This window comes from Tahibacter harae (assembly GCF_024437735.1).
Lineage (GTDB): Bacteria > Pseudomonadota > Gammaproteobacteria > Xanthomonadales > Rhodanobacteraceae > Tahibacter > Tahibacter harae.
In genome coordinates this window covers 259,826-278,122 of sequence record NZ_JANFQO010000005.1, presented here as the reverse complement: position 1 = coordinate 278,122, position 18,297 = coordinate 259,826, and the positions used below count along the sequence as shown (strand labels likewise).

General features: G+C 69.6%; 15 protein-coding genes. 10 read left to right on the top strand and 5 right to left on the bottom strand.

Features of this window, described 5'->3' with window-relative positions:
• Positions 1-186 precede the first annotated feature (186 nt).
• On the bottom strand, positions 187-2,457 hold the full coding sequence (locus NM961_RS07620; RefSeq protein WP_255913409.1) for a hypothetical protein: 2,271 nt from the start codon (positions 2,455-2,457) through the stop codon (positions 187-189).
• 425 nt (positions 2,458-2,882) lie between these two features.
• On the opposite strand from NM961_RS07620, the gene NM961_RS07615 reads away from it, so the two are divergent.
• From NM961_RS07615 to NM961_RS07605, 3 genes are all read left to right on the top strand, one after another.
• Positions 2,883-4,487, top strand: a complete 1,605-nt coding sequence (locus NM961_RS07615) for a GMC family oxidoreductase (protein ID WP_255913407.1) — start codon at positions 2,883-2,885, stop codon at positions 4,485-4,487.
• 310 nt (positions 4,488-4,797) lie between these two features.
• Positions 4,798-5,031 carry a hypothetical protein gene (locus NM961_RS07610; protein WP_255913398.1) on the top strand — a complete coding sequence of 78 codons (234 nt, stop codon included), beginning with the start codon at positions 4,798-4,800 and terminating at the stop codon, positions 5,029-5,031.
• An 81-nt stretch (positions 5,032-5,112) separates the two neighbouring features.
• Positions 5,113-5,583 (top strand): DUF1203 domain-containing protein, encoded by a 471-nt coding sequence (locus tag NM961_RS07605; protein ID WP_255913396.1) that lies wholly within the window; start codon positions 5,113-5,115, stop codon positions 5,581-5,583.
• 75 nt (positions 5,584-5,658) lie between these two features.
• On the opposite strand, the gene NM961_RS07600 is transcribed toward NM961_RS07605, so the two are convergent.
• Positions 5,659-6,819, bottom strand: a complete 1,161-nt coding sequence (locus tag NM961_RS07600; RefSeq protein ID WP_255913388.1) for an alanine racemase — start codon at positions 6,817-6,819, stop codon at positions 5,659-5,661.
• Between the two features lie 238 nt (positions 6,820-7,057).
• Between NM961_RS07600 and NM961_RS07595 the strand changes: the two genes are divergently transcribed.
• Together NM961_RS07595 and NM961_RS07590 are read left to right on the top strand one after the other, a co-directional pair.
• Positions 7,058-7,366, top strand: coding sequence for a metalloregulator ArsR/SmtB family transcription factor (locus tag NM961_RS07595; protein ID WP_255913387.1), 309 nt, complete (start codon positions 7,058-7,060; stop codon positions 7,364-7,366).
• A 26-nt stretch (positions 7,367-7,392) separates the two neighbouring features.
• Positions 7,393-8,775 carry a DUF2867 domain-containing protein gene (locus NM961_RS07590; RefSeq protein ID WP_255913383.1) on the top strand — a complete coding sequence of 461 codons (1,383 nt, stop codon included), beginning with the start codon at positions 7,393-7,395 and terminating at the stop codon, positions 8,773-8,775.
• Positions 8,776-8,859: 84 nt separating this feature from the next.
• Here NM961_RS07590 and NM961_RS07585 read toward each other — a convergent pair whose 3' ends face one another.
• A complete protein-coding gene (locus NM961_RS07585) occupies positions 8,860-9,138 on the bottom strand; it encodes a hypothetical protein (protein WP_255913381.1) in 279 nt (92 codons plus the stop codon).
• 186 nt (positions 9,139-9,324) lie between these two features.
• Here NM961_RS07585 and NM961_RS07580 point away from each other — a divergent pair, with 186 nt between their 5' ends.
• From NM961_RS07580 to NM961_RS07560, 5 genes are all read left to right on the top strand, one after another.
• Entirely contained in the window at positions 9,325-9,801 is a 477-nt protein-coding gene (locus tag NM961_RS07580; protein ID WP_255913379.1) for an RNA polymerase sigma factor, read from the top strand.
• On the top strand, positions 9,788-10,345 hold the full coding sequence (locus tag NM961_RS07575; protein ID WP_255913378.1) for a hypothetical protein: 558 nt from the start codon (positions 9,788-9,790) through the stop codon (positions 10,343-10,345). Before NM961_RS07580 ends, NM961_RS07575 begins: the two co-directional genes overlap by 14 nt.
• A 79-nt stretch (positions 10,346-10,424) precedes the next feature.
• Positions 10,425-11,345 carry an LpxL/LpxP family Kdo(2)-lipid IV(A) lauroyl/palmitoleoyl acyltransferase gene (gene lpxL, locus NM961_RS07570; protein WP_255913377.1) on the top strand — a complete coding sequence of 307 codons (921 nt, stop codon included), beginning with the start codon at positions 10,425-10,427 and terminating at the stop codon, positions 11,343-11,345.
• A gap of 68 nt (positions 11,346-11,413) precedes the next feature.
• Positions 11,414-14,449, top strand: coding sequence for a DUF2339 domain-containing protein (locus NM961_RS07565; protein WP_255913376.1), 3,036 nt, complete (start codon positions 11,414-11,416; stop codon positions 14,447-14,449).
• Positions 14,446-15,831, top strand: a complete 1,386-nt coding sequence (locus NM961_RS07560) for a DUF3999 domain-containing protein (RefSeq protein ID WP_255913374.1) — start codon at positions 14,446-14,448, stop codon at positions 15,829-15,831. The genes NM961_RS07565 and NM961_RS07560 overlap by 4 nt, the downstream gene beginning before the upstream one ends.
• 41 nt (positions 15,832-15,872) lie before the next feature.
• Here NM961_RS07560 and NM961_RS07555 read toward each other — a convergent pair whose 3' ends face one another.
• Together NM961_RS07555 and NM961_RS07550 are read right to left on the bottom strand one after the other, a co-directional pair.
• Positions 15,873-16,637: a glycosyltransferase family 2 protein gene (locus NM961_RS07555; RefSeq protein WP_255913373.1), complete on the bottom strand. Its 765-nt coding sequence runs from the start codon at positions 16,635-16,637 to the stop codon at positions 15,873-15,875.
• Positions 16,630-18,228, bottom strand: a complete 1,599-nt coding sequence (locus NM961_RS07550; RefSeq protein WP_255913372.1) for an O-antigen ligase family protein — start codon at positions 18,226-18,228, stop codon at positions 16,630-16,632. Before NM961_RS07550 ends, NM961_RS07555 begins: the two co-directional genes overlap by 8 nt.
• Between the last annotated feature and the right edge of the window lie 69 nt (positions 18,229-18,297).

Genomic DNA, 18,297 nt, shown 5'->3' with positions numbered 1-18,297 from the left:
CAGCACAGAATCTGCGCCGATCCGGCATTCGGACTGCACGCGACGCTGCCGCGGCGACGGCACCGCCGCACGAAACGATTCGCGCCCCCGCTGCTGTAGCTGCAAAAACAACGGCCGCGTCCCTGCAAAGGACGCGGCCGTCGCGATGGAAGACGCTGCCGCAATGCCGCCGGCGGCGTCACCGGCCTACGGCACTTCTATCGCCGTCACACCGCTGGGCAGCAGCGACAGCGCGACGAACGTGTTTGGCCAGTACTGGCCCACCACGAACAGGCGCTGCGCATCGGCCACGCAGATCGCCTCGGCACCGTGGGGCGCCACCCACTCGGTACGCAACGAAGCATCCAGCGGCGACAGCTTGACCAGGCCATGGCTGGGCTGCGCATTCACCGTGCTGAAGCGGCCGGCGACGTAGATCTCGCCGGCGGCGTCGACATCGATGGCATCGACCGGACCGTTGACCGCGGGCAGCCAGGTGGTATCGGGCGTGGCCGAGGCTGCGCTCAGGCGAACCAGGTTGGCGCCGCCCTCGCCGCTGTTGGTGAAGATGCCGTTGAAGTGGCCGCCCACCAGGATATCGCCGACCGCATCCGCCGTGACGGAATTGATCTGGACGTCGCCTCGATCACGATAGACGAACGCCCGCCAGGTGAACGGAGAAAACTCGCCGTCCGCCAGGGCGAACCGATCCAGCGAAATCTGGTACTGCTCGCCCGGCATCCGGTGGCGAACGTACAGATAGTCGCCGATGACGTCGACGCCCTCAGCCACGCTCATCGGTAGATTCCAGTTGGGATCCGTCGCGCCGGAAGGCTGCAGCACACGCCGCACGCCGTAGGGCGCCTGCGGCACATAGATACGATCCTGTGTATCAATGGCCAGATCCGGCGGCGGCGCATCCAGGCTCAGGGTCGGCATCCAGGAGAAATCCGGTGCTCCCGTGCTGCCGTTGAGCTTGGCCAGGAAATTGGTCGGAGCCGTGTAGACGGAGGCGAACGGACCGCCGATGTATACCGAATTGTCCGAGCCCACGACTACGTTGGTGACGGCTCCGTCGAGAATGGTCGACCAGTCTGGGTCTACGTCTCCCGCCGGCGTCAGGCGGAACATATGTTGCCGCGGCAACTTGCCCGCCTTGATGAAATCTCCGTAGACGATAGTGCCGCCGTTGGGCTGCGGCGCGACGCCGTCGATGGTGCCGTTGCCGGTGATTTCGTAGCTGTGCGGCAAGCCTGGAAGCCCGGGAGCGACGACAATGAAGCTCTGGCTGGAATATCCGCCGATGGCCGAGAATTTACCGCCGATCAGCAGTTCACCGTTGTTGGGCCACAGCTGATTGACGCGCTCGCTCAGGGCCTGATCGTACGATTCCAGCAACGAGCCATGCATACTGGCATATTTCTTCACACCGCCGGCCGCTGCCACGTAGAACCTGCCGCTGGAGTCGATTTTCATATCCCGCAAGCCAGGGGCTGTCTGCCAGCTGAATAGCGTGCCGCCGTTGGTGACATCGAAACCCCGGATCAGGCCATTGGCGTGGCCGACGTAGAGCACACCGTTCTCGCTCTGCTGCAGCGCCACTACATCGCTGTTGACCTCGTCCCGTTTACTCCAGACGCTTTGCAGGCCGTCGCCGGATGTACTGATCTTGGAGATACTATTTTCCCAGCCATTGTTTTGCGAAGCGGCGTAAAGCGAACCGCCGAATTCCAGCAACAGCTTCTTCGCCGGGGAGCCTTGCATGGACGGGTGCTGCCAGTTCGCGTCGGCGCTGCCGCCGATGTCGAGGCGGGTGCGCCGCACGGAGCCGTTCGACTCGATGTAGTACATCCAGCCGCGGCGGTCGAATACCGGATCGAAGTCGCAGTTCGTCGTAGGCGCCGTCCAAGCCGTATCCAGCGTGCCGTCAGGCTTGAGCTTGACGATGCAATCCACCGCCTGCCCATTGATCTGCACCAGATCGCCGGAGACGAAAATGCCGCCGTCCGGCGCCATCTTTACCCGGCGCGGCACCGTCGGAACGGGACCCAGCCAGATGGGAGCAGGATCCCAGGCCGTATCCAGCACCGCGCCATTCAAGCGGGCAAGTCCATTGCGCGAAAAGCCTTCAAACTGCGTGAACGAGCCTGCCAGCAGCAGGCCGTGATGCGGCTGCCAGTCCATGCTCTGGATTTCACCCAGGTCGATCAGCGCCACATCCGGCGTTTCCAGCGGTATCTGCTGTGCATGCACCAGGCCGGCCAGGCCCAGCGGAACCGCCAGCGCGACGCGCTGCGCACGCCATTTGATCCGTGATGCGATGTTCATGAAAGTTCCTTTTCTTGGGGCAAAAAACACGTCCGGAGACACCGGACGCAAAACCACTCTTGAGACACAGAAACTTTTACATTTTTTCATCTCCACCGTCTGCAAATGAAAGCCAGCACAGCCCGCGCCGGCACTGCGCCAGCTGTTCATGAGGAGAAATGCACCGGAATAGCCTGTGCGTGGCCGGACGAGCCCGATCAGGTTCGCAGGACGGCGGTCAGGACACGGGCCCTGGTCCGGAAGTAACGCTGGTTATCGTCAAGAGAAAAGTTGCCTTCGTCTTGCCGCCGTCCTCCGCTCGACCGACAAAGGGCGCGGATCGTGATCAGCCTGTATCGGTCAGCGGAAAAGGCGGCCGCTCGCGCCTGGCCTGACAGCGGTGCCGCAACTGCGGCGCACCGGCGCGCGTTTCGCGCAACCCGGTCCGAGTATTGGACCGCATTCCGATCTCAGCGCCTAAGACGCGGAATTTCCGTGATTTTCAACCGCGCTATTGCGTCGATGCTGCAGCGCGATGGAGCATCTGCTCTAGCCTGGCCCAACAGACTCGGCCGGTCCTCCCCAGGGCGTGAGCAATGACTTACGACTACATCATCGTCGGCGCGGGTTCGGCCGGCTGCGTGCTGGCCAACCGGCTCAGCGCGAATCCCGCCACCCGCGTACTGCTGCTGGAAGCTGGCGGCAGCGACTGGCATCCCTTCATCCACATGCCCGCCGGCCTGGCCAAGCTGGTTGGCAAGAAAGGCGTGAACTGGGACTACTCCACCGAACCCGAGCCGAATCTCGCCGGCCGCCGCCTGTGGTGGCCGCGCGGCAAGGTGCTGGGCGGTTCCAGTTCCATCAATGCGATGTGCTATATCCGCGGCGATGCGCGCGACTACGACGAATGGGCGCAGCTCAGCGGCGACGCGGGCTGGGCCTGGGATTCGGTGCTGCCGTACTTCCGCCGCAGCGAAGGCAATGAACGCGGCGCCGACGCTCTCCATGGCAAGGACGGTCCGCTGGCCGTGTCGAACCTGCGCCATCACAATCCGCTGTCGCAGGCGGCCATCGACGCCGCCGCGGCGCTGGGCTATCCGGTCAGCAGCGATTTCAACGGCCCCAGCCAGGCCGGCTTCGGCTACTACCAGGTGACCCAGAAGAACGGTGCGCGCTGCTCCACCGCCGCCGGCTATCTGCGTCCGGCGCGTGCGCGGCCCAACCTCACCGTGCTGACCCACGCAGCCAGCGAGCGCGTGCTGCTGGCCAACGGCCGCGCCGTCGGCGTGGAATACCGCCGCCGCGGCCGCCTGCAGCGTGCCGAGGCCGGCCAGGTGATCCTCAGCGGCGGCGCGCTGAACTCGCCGCAGTTGCTGATGCTGTCAGGTATAGGCCCGGCCGCGCAGCTGCGCCAGCACGGCATCGACGTCGCAGTCGACAACGCCCAGGTCGGCGCGAACCTGCAGGACCATCTGGATATCTGCACCCTCACGCGCTGCACGCGACCGATCACCTACGACAAGACCAACGATGTCGCGATCGCGCTGGAATTCCTGCTGCGCCGCAGCGGCATAGGCACATCCAACATCGCCGAGGCCGGCGGCTTCGTGCGCTCGCGCCTGGCGCCGGACGAACGCTGCGACCTGCAATTCCACTTCGTGCCTGCGCTGCTCGACGACCACGGCCGCAACCGCCTGCCCGGCTTCGGCTATACCTTGCACGCCTGCGCGCTGCGGCCGCGCAGCCGCGGCCACCTCGCGCTGCGCTCGGCCGATCCGGCGCAGAAGATCGCCATTCACGCCAACTACCTCGGCGACGCGGAAGGCTTCGACCTGCGCATGCTGCTGGAAGCCGTGCGCGTGTCGCGCGAGATCCTCGCGCAGGCGCCGTTCGACGTGTATCGCGGCGAATCCATCTTCCCCGCGCCGGGCACCGACAGCGAAGCCGGACTGATCGAGTTCATACGGCGCAAGGCGGAATCGATCTACCACCCGGTCGGCACCTGCCGCATGGGCAATGACGCCCAGGCCGTGGTCGACAGCGAACTGCGCGTGCGCGGCGTCGAGGCCCTGCGCGTGGTCGATGCCTCAGTCATGCCGGTGCTGCCCGGCGGCAATACCAATGCGCCCACGGTGATGATCGCCGAGCGCGCCAGCGACCTGCTGCTGGCCGACGCCGGCAGCCAGGCGCGCGCGGCCTGAGGGCACGGCCGGGCCTGATCCGGAAGCACCCCATCAGGTCCGGCTGCAGCGCAGGAAATCCGCACCGCCGCTGCGGCCCTCCCGCACCGGCGCAAATCCCGGATCTCCAATCCCGAATCCCGGACTGCCTCCCATCGCAGCCCGTGAGATACCCGCCGCGCACACTTTCCGCGTCGCTCAGCCGGCGCCGCGACGGCGCCGCCACGACCGCGACGAAACCGGACCCGCCTGTACCGCCCGTCCCCTGACGGGGCTCCCGGCTGCGCGTGTTCCGGCCAATCTGGTCCCAACACGCTCGCGAGAAATATCGATGCCACTGCAAGAACTTCCATTGTTCACCATCAGCCATGTACACCTGCCCTGGCCGGAGCGGCGCTGCCGCGCCCCCGTAGCCAGCAGCGCCCGGCGCCGCCTGCGGCGCCTGCTCGCCGCAGCCTGCGCCAACGACGTACCCGACGAAGGCGGCCGCAGCCTGCTGCTGGACCTGCACCAGCAGCTGCGCCCGGCCGCCGGCAGCGACTGGAAACCTGGCGAAGCCTGCTGAGGAATGCCGGCGCAAGAAACGGATGGCAGCGGCAGGGAGGCCGCTGCAGCATGGACGCCTGATCCTTGAACAGGCCACGCCATGTCCTTCCGTATCCAGGGCCTTTCCGCCGAACCGTTCCGTCCTTTCTACGGCCTTTCCGACGCCGCGCTGCGGGAGCGCGGCGTCACCCGCCATATCGCCCACTGCACACCCGGCTTTCCCGACCGCATTGAGCTGCGCGATGCCAGCCCCGGCGAAAGCCTGCTGCTGCTCAACTATCTGCACCAGCCGGCGGATACGCCGTATCGCGCCAGCCACGCGATCTTCGTGCGCGAAGGCGCACTGCAGACCTACGATGCGGTGGACACGGTTCCCGAAGTGCTGCAGCGGCGCATGATCTCGCTGCGCGCCTTCGACGCGGACGACCTCATGACCGGCGCGGAACTGGCGACCGGCGCGGCCATCGCCGCGGCGATAGACAAATTGCTGGCCGATCCGGCCGTGGCCTATCTGCAAGCCCACTACGCGCTGCGCGGCTGCTACGCGGCGCGCGTAGTGCGTACGGCGTAGACGAATATCGCGGCCAGGCACCGCACGCCGCGCCGGCAAGTCCGCGGCCTTGCCGGTGCGGCGCGCATCAACCTGTCACCAGCCGTTGCAGCGCGGCCACTGCAGCACCGCGTCGCCATCGAGCAGGTTGTAGTGCTCGTACGCCGCGGCCGTCATGCAGGCATGATTCGGCAGCACGCGCACACGTGCGCCTATCGGCAGGGCCGCGAACATCGCCGCCGCGTCGTCTGCATCCGCCGGCGCGACCAGGCCATGTTCCTGGTTCACCTCGACCACGCGCAGTCCCGCCAGTACGCTGCCGTCGGCCGCGCAGACCTGGCCATAGCCGTAATCGACGGCCTGGCTTGCCGTGCCGTGATCCTTGGACAGGGCCAGGCCGCCGGCGTCGATGATCAGGCGGCCGGTGTCCGGCTTGTGGCTGATCACCGTCGCCAGCACCGACAGGGCGATATCGTCCAGCAGACAGACACCGATATTGCTCTGCACCAGATCGTTGAACACGTAGACGCCGACGCGGGCCTCGGTCACCCCGGTAAGGTCTTCGGCGAAGCTGATGCTGGGCGTGGAACCCACGCTGACCGTCGCGCATTCCAGCCCCGCCGCGTGCAGACGCGCGGCCGCGCTCACCACCGCATCGCGCTCCATGCGCGCATGGGCGCGCAGCGCCGGTGCGCCCACGCAGCCGTAGGACGAGCCCGCGTGTGTCATCACGCCGCCGAACTGCAGATGGCTGGACGCCTGCAGCTGCCGCGCAAGGGCGATCACGTTCGCGTCGTGCGGACGCAGGCCGGCGCGGTGGCCATCCGCGTCAATCTCGATCAGCACCTCGAAGCGCACGTCCTCGGCCGCGGCGCGGACGGCGATGGCTTCGGCCGCGTCCAGCGCATCGACGATCAGGCGCAGCCGCGCGCCGGCGCGCACCAGGCGCGCGGCGCGGGCGACCTTGGCCGGCGCCATGCTGACCGCATAGAGCATGTCGTCGAAACCATCGGCGAAGAAATATTCCGCCTCGCGCAAGGTGGAAACCGTGATCGGCCCGGTCGCGCCGCCGAAGATGCGCCGCGCGATCCCGGTGCATTTGGCCGTCTTCACATGCGGGCGCAGGCGCACGTCCAGGTAATCGATGCGGGCGTTCATGCGCGCGATGTTGCGTTCCAGCCGCGGCTGGTCCAGCAGCAGGCACGGTGTTTCCAGCGTTGCCAGCGCGGCGGGAATCTGTGAGGTCGGAAGGTTCAAGCGCGGGTCTCTCCGGAGTGAGCGGGGCCGGGACTGTGACGCGGTTGCGGCAGCGAAGAACAGTGTCGCCCTGCGCGGCCGTCGTGAGGCCGCGGCGCTTTGTCGCAGACGTCCACATGACCGGCCGCGCAAGGCTAGCACGCGCACTGCGGCACATCGCCGCAGCGGGCTGGACTGGGCTTGACCCGCGGCCGCCGCGCGATAAATAGTTAATCAACTGATTAACTGATGGAACGCCGTGAACAAGGTCTTTGAAGCGCTGGCTTCCGCGGCACGGCGCAAGATCCTGGCCTATCTCAACCAGGGCGAACTCAGCGCCGGCGAGATTGCCGAACGCTTCGACTTCAGCAAGCCGGCGCTGTCGGCGCACCTGCGCATACTGGAGGAAGCCGGCCTCATCACACGCGAGAAGCGCGGCCAGTTCGTCTTTTTCCGGCTGGTGCCGGAACGCCTGGCCAATACCGTGTTCGCCTGGGCCGCCGAACTCTGCCCGGTGGCGCGGCCGCTCAAGCGCGAAGTGCGCGCCCGGCGCAAACCGGCGGGTTGAATCAGCTACGTGCACGGAGTGCCGCCATGCTTGCCCTGACCCAGGTAGTGCCCAGTTTCCCCAGTGCGCGCATCGCCGGCCGCAACGGCGGCCCGCCGGTGGAAGTTTCGCTGATCGCCCAGCTAGGCATCGGTGCCGGCGACCGCCTGATCGCCGATGCCTGCGCGCGCCAGCGCCGGCACGAGCATTTTGTCGACGAGCTGGATGAACCCTCCACTCGCCTCGCCGGCATGGACCTGGCCAACAACGATCCCAGTTCGCTGTATACCTTTGCCGTCGGCGCCAAGGGGCATCCGTTCCATCGTCACGCCGGCCACCGCGTGTTCACCGCGGTTTCCGGCAGCGCCGGCGCGCAGCTGCGTTTCTCCAGTGCAAGCAGCGAGCAGATTGCGCAGGACCCGCGTCATTTCCTGCGCCAGCTGCGCCACATCGACATCCCGCCGGACAGCCTGTTCACGGTGCGCTTCGGCGGCGAGACCTGGCATCAGTTTGCGCCGCGCGACGCTGCCTCGGCGCATCCGGCGTTCTTTGCCCTGTCCTGCCATACCAACGAACTCGGCGGCGCGCTGACGCCGGCGCTGCAGGCCCGCATACTCGCCGGCAACGCGACGATACCGGCGCTGACCGAACTGCTGCCGCCCAGCGTGACGGCGCTGCTGGCCGGCAACGACTACGATCCGCGCCAGGTACCGACCATCGCGCTGGCCTTGCATGCGCCGGCGGCCTCGCCGCAGGCGGCGCTGTGCAGCAGTCTGCGCCGCCTGGCCGGGCGGCTGCGCAGTCTGCTGCCGCGGCGGGCGGCGCGTGGTTTCCTCAGTGCGAACGGCAGCGGCCACCGTGTCGAAGCCAGCGACGAACTCGATCCGCGCTCACTGCTGCGCGAACAGTTCGACGAACAAGTGGATCACCAGGATTGCTTCCGCCTGCACTGCGCCGCCGGCGAACTGGCGGCGGATTCCGCCGGCGCCTGGCTGTCCGCGCTGCTGCAGGGCTTTCTGGACCGGCCGCCGCTGGGCGTTTCCCGCCTGATGAACCTGCGCAATGCGCTGGTGCGGCCGCTGGGGCTGCGCACATCGCCGCTGGGCTGCCCGGTGTCGTCCCTGCTCAATCCGCAGTGCGGCACGCGCTTCGACGGCCGCTTTCCGGTGCTGGAGCAGCAAATCGCCGCGGACGGCCGCCGCGCCGAAGTGCTGCTGGGCGCGGACGACAGGCACCTGGCCTTCCGCTCCAGCGTCGCCGTGGAGATAGACCCCGACGGCGCCGTCTGCTTCAGTCTGGCCACGCGGGTGCGCTGCCGCAATCTGTTCGGCCGGTTCTACATGGCCTGCATCGCGCGCGTGCACCGCAGCTACGTGGCGCCGTCCATGCTGCGGCTGGCAGTGGCCGCGGCGCTGGAGCAGCGCGCCTGAGTCACGGTGGGCGAAACAGACAACCGCCGCGAAGCCGCGGCGCGGCCGGCGACAGCCTTCGCACCGGGCCGGCCGCCGACCGGCTCAGGCGCCGAACATCGTACGCACCCGCTGCCACACCTTGCGCCGCGCCTCGAACAGGCGCAGGCCCAGCACCGCTGCGGTAACCCACATCAGGGCTTCGGTACTCAGCGCGGCCGCAGTGGCCAGCACCAGCCGAGGCGTGAAGCCGACGCCCAGCAGCAGGCCGGCGGCCAGTGCTATCCAGCTGGCCAGGCACAGGCCGGCGGCCAGTGCGATCAGCCACCATTTCTTGCTGCGCGGCGTGGAAACGGCGATCTCGGCGGAAGTGGGGGTTTGCATGGAACGCTCCTTTGCAGGTGATGGCGCCGATGTCTCGTCGGCGATGGGTGTCAGCACAGTCAGTCGGGGCCAGGCGGCTGTTCCTTACAAACCCACTGCGATTTGCCGCGCCTGTAAGAAATCGCGCGGCGGCGGCGACTATGCTGGGCTGGCAAATCCGCCGCGGCAGACGAGCACCCGCCCCTGATGCATGCCCTGTGGCCCGAAGTCGAACGCTGCCTGCCGCACCTGTGGCGCACCGTGCGCGGCTACGAGGCCAATCCCGCGCTGCAGGAAGAACTGATGCAGGAAGTGCTGCTGGCGATCTGGCGCAGCCTGGAGCGCCTGCGCACGCAGGACAGCCTGCTGCCCTTCGTGCTGCGCATCGCCCACAACCTGGGCGCCAGCCATGTGCGCGACGCCGCGCGGCTGCCGCGGCGGCTGTCGCTGGAGGAAGCGGCGCCGGAAGAAGCCGCTGCCGATCCGGCCGAGGAAGAACGCCGCTGGCTCCTGGCCGCGGTGCGCCGGCTGCCGCTGCCGCTGCGCCAGGTCCTGCTGCTGCAGCTGGAAGGTTTCGACTACCGCGAGATCGCCGGCATGCTCGGCATCAGCGTGGACAACGTCGGCGTGCGCGCGCACCGCGCGCGCCGGCAATTGCAGGAGATGAGCGATGGATGCGGATGAACGCCTGCGCGCCCTGTGGCAAGGGCAGCGCCTGCCCGCCATGCCGGCAGCGCAGTTGCTGGCCCGGGTACAGCGCCACCAGCGCCGCCTGCGGCTGCAGCGCGTGCTCGAAGCCGCGATCAGCCTGATTGCCGTGGCCTGGTTCATCGCCATCTTCCTGCATCGGCCGTTCGCACCGGTGGAATGGCTGCTGCTGCCATATTTCAGCACGTTCCTGGTGGTGGCCTGGAGCTTCAACCTGCGCCACAGGCCGCGCCGCCAGGCAGTGGCGGAGAACACCCAGGTCTATGCCGGCCTGCGCCTGGCGCAGCTGCGCGCGCGGCTGCGCGAACTGCAGCTGGTCCGGCGCAGCGCGCAATGGTTGCTGGGCTATGCGCTGGCGGCGCTGCTGCTCGCCCTGTTCCGCGGCACGCCGGACTGGCACAGGGCGACGCTGAGCCTGGCCATCACCGCCGTGGTCTGGCTGCTGGGCTGCGAACTGATCGCGCGCCACTGGAGCCGGCGCTGCCGGCGCGAATACCGCGCGCTGCGCCGGCTGCGTTGAGCCAGCACTCGCCACTGCAGACGTAGCGGCCGCGGCGCGGACGGCGACCGCGCCGGCGAACCTACGTACAATCGCGCCGATGTCCGACGATTCCGCAACGCCAGCCCCGTCCCTTTCCTCGCCGCGCTACTGGCCTTCCCGCCTGGGCCTGGCCCTGGTGCGCGCCGTGGCGCGCCTGCCCCTGCCCTGGCTGCGCCGGCTGGGCACGCTGCTGGGAAGGATCGCCGCGCTGCTGCTGGTGGTGCGCAAGCGCGTGGCGGAACGCAATCTCGCGCTGTGCTTTCCCGAGCTGGACGAAGCCCGGCGCCGCCAGCTGCTCGCCGCCAATCTGCGCGACAGCGGCCATATGCTGGTCGAATTCGCCCTGGCCTGGTTCGGCAGCGATGCCGCCATCGCGCGCATTCCCTGCCGCGTGGACGGCCTGGAACATCTGCAGCGCGCGCGCGAACAGGGCCGCGGTGTGCTGCTGGTCGGCGGACATTTTTCCCATCTGGAATTGTGTGCACGGCTGGTGTCGCGCCGCCTGCGCATCAGCGGGATGTATCGGGTGATGGACGATCCGGTGTTCGAACAGGCCGTGCTGGCCGCGCGCCTGCGCTACGCCGACGCCATGTTCACCAAGGACGAGCTGCGCGCGACGGTGAAATACCTCAAGCGCGGCGGCACGGTCTGGTACGCGCCGGACCAGGACATGCGCGGCAAGGACACGGTGTTCGTACCGTTCTTCGGCGTAGCCGCATCGACCATCACCGCGACGCATCATCTGGCGCGACTGTCCGGCGCGCTGGTGCTGCCGTTCTTCCACCGGCGCGAGGACGACGGCAGCTATTCCCTGCGCCTGGAAGCGCCGCTGGACGATTTTCCCAGCGCGGATCCGGTCGCCGACACCGCGCGGGTGAATCTGGCCATCGAAGCCATGGTGCGCGAGGCGCCGGCGCAATACCTGTGGCTGCACAAGCGCTTCAAGACCCGGCCCGAAGGCAGCCCGCCCATCTACTGATCCAGCCGGTATCACGGCGCGATACCGCCGCAGCCGGCCGCGACGGCCGGCGCGGCGCCGGCTAGAGTGTGAACGTCGCGTTCATACGGGAAGTGGACATGGGCTGGCTGTACAGTCTGATCGGTTTGTTCCTGGGCGCCTTTCTCGGCGGCGTGGTGTTCCGCTACGAGATGGGCTGGACCAGCGCGGCCATCGGCGCCGTACTGGGTGCGCTGTTCGGCCGGCTGCAGACACTGGGCCAGCGCGTACAGCGTCTGCAGCACGATCTGGATGTCCTGAGCCAGGCCCGGAGCGTCCAGGCCGCAGCGCAGGAAGCACGCCAGGCCAGTGCCGCACGCAACCAGGCGGCCGCACACGCCGATCGCCACGACGTGCCGCCGGTATGGCCGGCCGAAGCGCCCCAGGCACGGCCGGCTGCCGCGCCGGCCTTTGCCGCGGACAGCACAGCCGCCGCGGCACCGCCGTCCATCTCCACACCTCCCGCCACGGCGGCCCAGGCCGCCGCCGCGAAGACCAGCGCCGCAACCATCGCCGCCGCCGCCGCCGGCACGGCCGGCACAGACGCGCCGGCAACGCCGCCGCCCGGCCCCGCCGACTTCGATTCACTGCTGCTGCCCGAACCACCGCCCGCGCCCACGTCGGGCCGTGCCGTGTTCGATATCGGCCCGGCCCCGTCGAAGCTGCCGCCCAAGCCCGTCACACCGCCGCGCATGCCGCGCAGCGCGCCGGTGCGTGAAACCGCGCGCAAGACGGACGTTTATCCGCCTTCGCCGCTGGAAACCGCCTTCGACGCGGTCAAGCGCTGGTTTACCCAGGGCAATGTGCCGGTGAAGATCGGCGTGCTGGTGCTGTTCCTGGGCGTCGGCGCGCTGATGAAATACGCCGCCGACCAGGGCTGGCTGCGCGTGCCGATGGAACTGCGCATGGCCGGCATCGCCGCGGCGGCCCTGGCCGGGCTGGTGTTCGGCTGGCGCAAGCGCGAAAGCCACCGCGCCTTCGCCCTGTCGCTGCAGGGCGGCATGATCGGCATTCTGCTGCTGGTGGTGTTCAGCAGCTTCAAGCAGTTCGGCCTGATTCCCGCCGGCGCGGCCTTCGCCCTGCTGGTGGTGATCGTTGCCTCGGCCGGCGTGATGGCGGTGGCGCAGGATGCGCTGGCCCTGGCTGTGCTTGCGATCGCCGGCGGCTTTCTCGCGCCGATACTCACCGCCAGCGACAGCGGCAACCATGTCGCCCTGTTCACGTACTACGCCGTGCTCAACGCCGCCATCCTCGGCATCGCCTGGGTCAGGCCCTGGCGCGGCCTCAACCTGCTCGGCTTCGGCTTCACCTTCGTCGTCGGCACATTCTGGGGTGTGCTCAAGTACCGGCCGGAGCTGTTCGCCAGCACCGAGCCCTTCCTGATCCTGTTCTACGCCTTCTACCTCGCCATCCCGCTGCTGTACGCCCTGCGCCAGCCGGACGAACACCGCGGCCTGGTCGACGGCAGCCTGGTGTTCGGCACGCCGCTGCTGGCCTTCCCGCTGCAGGCCGGGCTGCTGCAGGGCGATACCAAGGCGCTGGCGCTGTCGGCTTTCGTGCTCGCGCTGACCCACCTGGGCGTAGCCGTGGTCGCGCTGCGCCGCCTGCAACTGAACCTGCTCGGCCAGTCGCACGCCCTGCTCGCGCTGGGCTTTGCCACCCTGGCCGTGCCGCTGGCCCTGTCGGCGCGCGCCACCGCTTGCGCCTGGGCGGTGGAAGGTGCGGCCCTGGTCTGGCTGGGCCTGCGCCAGCAGCGCCAGCTGCCGCGCGTGATCGGCTATCTGTTGCAACTGGCCGCCGGCGCCTCGCTGCTGATCAACCTGGCCGACAGCGGCAGCAGCGAGGGCCAGCGTGCGATCTTCAACGGCGACTTCCTTGCCATCGCCCTGGTCAGCGGCGCCGGCTTCATTTGCGCCCAGCTGCTGCGCCGGCACACGGCGGAGACCGCGCTGTCGCGCCTGCTGCTGGTATGGGCGCTGGGCTGGTGGCTGGTGCTGGGCGTGCACGAGATCCTGCGCTTCGTGCCGTCGGCGGAAGCCAGCCCCGGCGCCGTCGCCAACTGGCTGCTGGGCTTTGCCGCGCTGACCGCGCTGCTGGCCAGCGAAGCCGCACGCCGCCTGGACTGGTCCGACCTGGGCTGGCCGGCCTTCATCGCCATCGCCGTCGCGCCGCTGTTCGTCGGCGCCACCGCGGCGCTGAATCCGGCCGGGCCGATCAGCGGCGCGGGCATCGCCGCGTGGATCTTCTGGTTCGCCGCCAGCCTGCGCGCCCAGCGCAATCTCGCCGCGCAGGAACTGCCGGGCCTGGCCGCCGCGCACTTCATCCACACCTGGACCTGGGCCACGCTGCTCTGCCTGCAGATCATCGATTTCACCGACCGGCGCTGGCAGCTGGGCGCAGTGTGGCAGGTGCTGGCTGCGCTGGTTCCGTTCGCGCTCGCCTTCGTCGCCACGCTGGCGCGCTGGCAGCCGCTGCGCTTCCCGCTGGACGAGGCGGCGGAGAAAGCCCGCCCGGCCCTGCTGGTCACCCTGGGCGTGCTGCTGGGTTCGTGCTGGGCGATAGGCCTGGCCGCCGCGGGCGATCCGGCGCCGTTGCCCTACCTGCCGCTGCTCAATCCGCTGGAGCTGGCCCAGATCGGCTTCGTCGTCGCCCTGCTGGCCTGGTACCGCCAGGCCGGCCGCGACGGCGACGCCGCGCTCGACGCCCAGTTCCGCGCCCAGCTGCTGGCCGGCGTGGGCTTCGCCCTGCTCACCAGCATCACCCTGCGCAGCGTGCATTTCCTCGGCGGCGTGCCCTGGGGCATGGGCCTGTTCCAGTCGGCCCTGACCCAGGCCTGCCTGTCCGTGGTCTGGTGCCTGGCCGGCCTGGGCGCCATGCTGCTGGGCGCGCGGCGCGCCTCGCGTCCGGTCTGGATAGGCGGCGCGGCCCTGGTCGGCCTGGTCATCGTCAAGCTGATCCTGGTCGACCGCACGCACCTGAAGGATCTCTACGCCATTCTCGGCGTGCTCGCCGTCGGCAGCCTGCTGATGGTGGTGGGCTGGTTCGCGCCGAATCCGCCGCGGGCCGAAGCGCAGGAGCCGTCATGAAAACCTGCCGCGCCCTCGCCCTGTTGCTGCTCGCCGGCGCCGCCCAGGCCGGCCAGCGCGACGACTACGCGCGCGAATGGCCGCTGCGCCTGGCGCGCGAGGACGGCGGCGCCTTCCGCGTCGTGCTCAGCGAGGAGATCTACCGCAGCGCACAGCACCCGGCCCTGGCCGATATCGAAGTGTTCAATGCCGCCGGCGAATCACTGCCCGTGGCCCTGCTCGGCCCCGAGGCTGCCGGGGCGCAGGAATGGCCGCGCCAGACCGTGCCACTGCCCTGGTTTCCGCTGCCGCCCGCCGGCACCGGCGCGGAAACGGCGGACTGGAGCGTGCAGGCCGAACGCAACGCACAGGGCCGCATCGTGCGCGTGGACACGCGCATCGGCGACAGCACCGGCGCGGCACCGGCCGCGCCGCGCGAATTCCTGGTCGACCTGAGCCAGAACAGCACGCCGCTGCAGGCCCTGCTGCTGGAATGGCCGGCAGACAGCGCGCCGTTCCAGAGCCAGGTCGTGCTGTACGGCAGCGACGACCTGCAGCACTGGAACCGCCTGTCCGACGGCCTGCTCGCCGAGCTGCGCAACGCCGGCGAACAGCTGCGCCGCAATCGCCTGGAACTGCGCCCCGAGGCGCACTTCCGCTACCTGCGCCTCAGCGCGGCGGCGACCGCGCCCCTGCCGCCGCTGCGCGGCATCGCCGCCGAATCCGCGCCGCCGCCGCCGGAACCCGAATGGCGCTGGCTCAGCCTGCAGGGCAAGGAACAGCGCGACGGCGCACAGATCCACTACGACTACCGGCTGGAGGCACGCATTCCGGTGCAGCAGCTGGACGTGCTCGCCAACACCAGCAACAGCGCGGTCGACTGGCTGGTGCACAGCCGCGAGCAGGAAGACCTGTCCTGGAACCGCCGCGCCGGCCCCTGGACCGGCTACCGCGTCGCTGCGGCGAGCAGCGTCGAAGCCTCCGCGCCGCAGCGACTGGGCGCGGCCACCCGCGACCGTCTCTGGCGCGTGGACGCCGCCCAGCGCGTGAACGCCGTGCCAACCCTGAGCCTGGGCTACCGCCCCGAAGTGCTGGTATTCCTGGCCCAGGGCCAGGGGCCTTACGCCGTAGCCGCCGGCAGCCGCCGCGCGCAGCGCCAGGACGCCCCGCTGGCCACCCTGCTCGACGCCCTGCGCCGCCACCACGGCCCCGACTGGAAACCCTATCCCGCCGTGCCCGGCCCCGGCCGCGTGCTCAGCGGCGAGCGGGCCCTGGCCACGCCACCCGCACCGCCGCGGCCGCCGGTCGAATGGACCTCGGTGCTGCTGTGGGTGCTGCTGGTCGGCGGGGCTGCCTTCATCGCCGGAATCGCGCTGCGCCTGTTGAACGCACCGGAGCGATGAAACGGGATTGGCATTGCGGATGAACGTGGCGCGGGCGGCGCTCAATCCGCCGCACCGTCGCGCCGGCGCTGTGCCTCGTAGACCTTGGCGTATTTGAGAAAAACGTAATACGCCGCACTGACCGCGTTGATGAAGCCGGCCCAGCCGTCGAGGAACCAGCGCTTGCCGAGGTACTGGCGCAGAAAGAACCACCACGGATACAGCACCAGGCGCAGGCCCAGCAGCCGTGTCCCGCGCGTGCGCTTGTGTCCGACCAGGCCGGTGGAATAGGCGTTGATCTTGGCGACCTTGGTGTGGATGTCCGGCTCGCCGTAGTGCAGGAATTCGGCGCCGGCCAGGGTTGCGACCGGCTCGCGTGTCTCCGGCGCCGCATGTACCGGCACCTGATTCATGCGCACGCGGCTGCGGTCGAACAGGCGCAGGTGAGTGTTCAGGCGTACGCCGCGGTGGTTAAAGGCCCAGAACACCAGCTCGCGCCGCGGCAGGCGGAAGCCGGCCACCGCCGGCGCCTGCAGCGCCTGTTCGATCGCATCGCGCGCGCCGGCGGCCAGGGCTTCGTCGGCATCCAGCAGCAGCACCCAGCGGTGCGCGGCCTTGTCGATGGCGCTCTGCTTCTGCGCGGCATAGCCCTTGAACGGCTCGCTGTGGATCTGTGCGCCATGGCGCCGCGCAATCTCCAGCGTGGCATCGGTGGAGCCGGAATCCAGCAGCAGGATCTCGTCGGCCCAGGCGGCGCTGGCCAGGCATTGCTCCAGGGTCGCGGCGTTGTTCAGGGTGGTGACGACCAGGCTCAGCGGCTCACGCATCGCTGCCTCCGGAATAGCTGCTGCCGCTGTCGGAGGAGGAACTGCTGTCGCTGCCGGAACTGCTGTCCGAACTGGAGCTGCTGTCGCTGCTGTAGCTGGAAGGGCTGTCCGCGGCGAAGCACGCCGCCGGGCGATGGTCCGCCGCGCGATCGTCCGGTGCGGCGCATTCGGCTGTGGCGCCCGGAGCCGCGGCGCTGGACCAGGGGCTGTCCGGCGCAGTCGGGTGGCCGCTGAAGCCTGTCGATGCAGGGCTCCCCATCGTGGCGCTTTCCGCCGCGCCGCTGTCGCCGGCCAGGCCGTCGTCTTCCGCCGCGTCATCGCCGGCGTCATCGCCGGCCGGTGCAGCTCCCACCGCCCGCTGCACCGGCAGGGCCGCACAGAACTGCGCCAGCAGCCACCAGAACAGCAGTCCCCACCAGGCCGAATAGAACGCCAAATGCGTATTCAGCGGAAACGCCATCGCGACCAGGGACAGGCCGGGCGCAAACGCCGCCTCGCGCGCCGCGGGTGCGGCGCGGCGCCAGGCGCGCACCGCCGCGGCCAGGCCTGCCAGCCACAGCGCCAGCCCGGCGAAACCGGTTTCGCTGAGCACTTCCAGCACCAGCTGGTGCGCATGCGCCGCGCCGCTGCCGTCGGGTTGGACGAAGCTGTCGCCGGGAGCGGCGTACGCGGCATAGGCGTAGCGGAAACCGCGCACGCCGACGCCGTTGAACGGATGCGCCCGGATCATGTGCACGGCCGTGTGCCAGATCTGCGCCCGGCCGGCCAGGGCGAAATCGATCTGTCCGGAGGAACCCTGCAGCGCCAGCAGGGTGCGGTCCATGCGCGCGTCGAAGGCTTCGGAATGACGCCAGGCCACCGCGACAGCCAGCGCCGCGGCCAGGCCCAGCGCGGCCGTGCCCGCGAGGAAGGCCAGCGGGCGGCGCGTCTCGCGCCAGAGGAACACCGCGGCGACCAGGGCCAGGGCGAACCAGCTCGCACGCGAACCGGCCAGCAGCACCGGTCCCAGCACGGCGAGGAAGGCCAGCAGCAGGCCGCGCCGGCCCCATTGCTGCCGCGCCATGTGCAGCAGGAACGGCGACAGGGTCGCCAGCACCGGGCCCAGTTTCAGGTTGTCATTGCCGAACAGGCCGCTGAGGCGCTCGGCTTCGGGCGCGCCGCCCAGGCTGTAGCCGGTCAGCGCCTGCACCCAGGCATCGGCCAGCCATAGCGTCAGCACCACGGCCACGCCCCATTGCAGCGCCTGCGGCCGGGCCCGCGGCAACGCCAGCGCGGCATACAGGCCCAGCGGCAGCAGGCGCAGCGCGGCCAGCACCGTACCCCAGCTCTTGTCCGGCTTGACCGCATCCAGCGCCGACAGCGCCGCCGCGCCGGTGTAGCAGGCCCACAGCAGCAGGAACAGCCGCCAGCGCCGGTTCGCGCGCCAGCGGCCGGGTTCGCGCCAGAGCAGCACGACGCAGCCGACCAGGGCCGCCACCACACCCAGTTCGGCGCTACGCCCGAACGGCAGCAGCACCGCCACGAGCAGCAGCGGCAGCAGGGCCAGGGAAAACAGGGACGCGAAACGTTCGCGCAGCGGCGGTGTGCTCATGCGGGGCGCGATCATAGCCCAGGGCCGTGGCGTACGGCCGGGGCACAGCCGCAGGGCCTGGGCGCAGGT

What these genes read in the sequence shown, in the direction of transcription:
- NM961_RS07585 (WP_255913381.1), bottom strand. Translation starts at nt 9,138, where the DNA reads ATGCAAACCCCCACTTCCGCCGAGATCGCCGTTTCCACGCCGCGCAGC.
- NM961_RS07550 (WP_255913372.1), bottom strand. Translation starts at nt 18,228, where the DNA reads ATGAGCACACCGCCGCTGCGCGAACGTTTCGCGTCCCTGTTTTCCCTG.
- NM961_RS07580 (WP_255913379.1), top strand. Translation starts at nt 9,325, where the DNA reads ATGCATGCCCTGTGGCCCGAAGTCGAACGCTGCCTGCCGCACCTGTGG.
- lpxL (WP_255913377.1), top strand. Translation starts at nt 10,425, where the DNA reads ATGTCCGACGATTCCGCAACGCCAGCCCCGTCCCTTTCCTCGCCGCGC.
- NM961_RS07615 (WP_255913407.1), top strand. Translation starts at nt 2,883, where the DNA reads ATGACTTACGACTACATCATCGTCGGCGCGGGTTCGGCCGGCTGCGTG.
- NM961_RS07605 (WP_255913396.1), top strand. Translation starts at nt 5,113, where the DNA reads ATGTCCTTCCGTATCCAGGGCCTTTCCGCCGAACCGTTCCGTCCTTTC.
- NM961_RS07590 (WP_255913383.1), top strand. Translation starts at nt 7,393, where the DNA reads ATGCTTGCCCTGACCCAGGTAGTGCCCAGTTTCCCCAGTGCGCGCATC.
- NM961_RS07610 (WP_255913398.1), top strand. Translation starts at nt 4,798, where the DNA reads ATGCCACTGCAAGAACTTCCATTGTTCACCATCAGCCATGTACACCTG.
- NM961_RS07560 (WP_255913374.1), top strand. Translation starts at nt 14,446, where the DNA reads ATGAAAACCTGCCGCGCCCTCGCCCTGTTGCTGCTCGCCGGCGCCGCC.
- NM961_RS07620 (WP_255913409.1), bottom strand. Translation starts at nt 2,457, where the DNA reads ATGAACAGCTGGCGCAGTGCCGGCGCGGGCTGTGCTGGCTTTCATTTG.
- NM961_RS07575 (WP_255913378.1), top strand. Translation starts at nt 9,788, where the DNA reads ATGGATGCGGATGAACGCCTGCGCGCCCTGTGGCAAGGGCAGCGCCTG.
- NM961_RS07555 (WP_255913373.1), bottom strand. Translation starts at nt 16,637, where the DNA reads ATGCGTGAGCCGCTGAGCCTGGTCGTCACCACCCTGAACAACGCCGCG.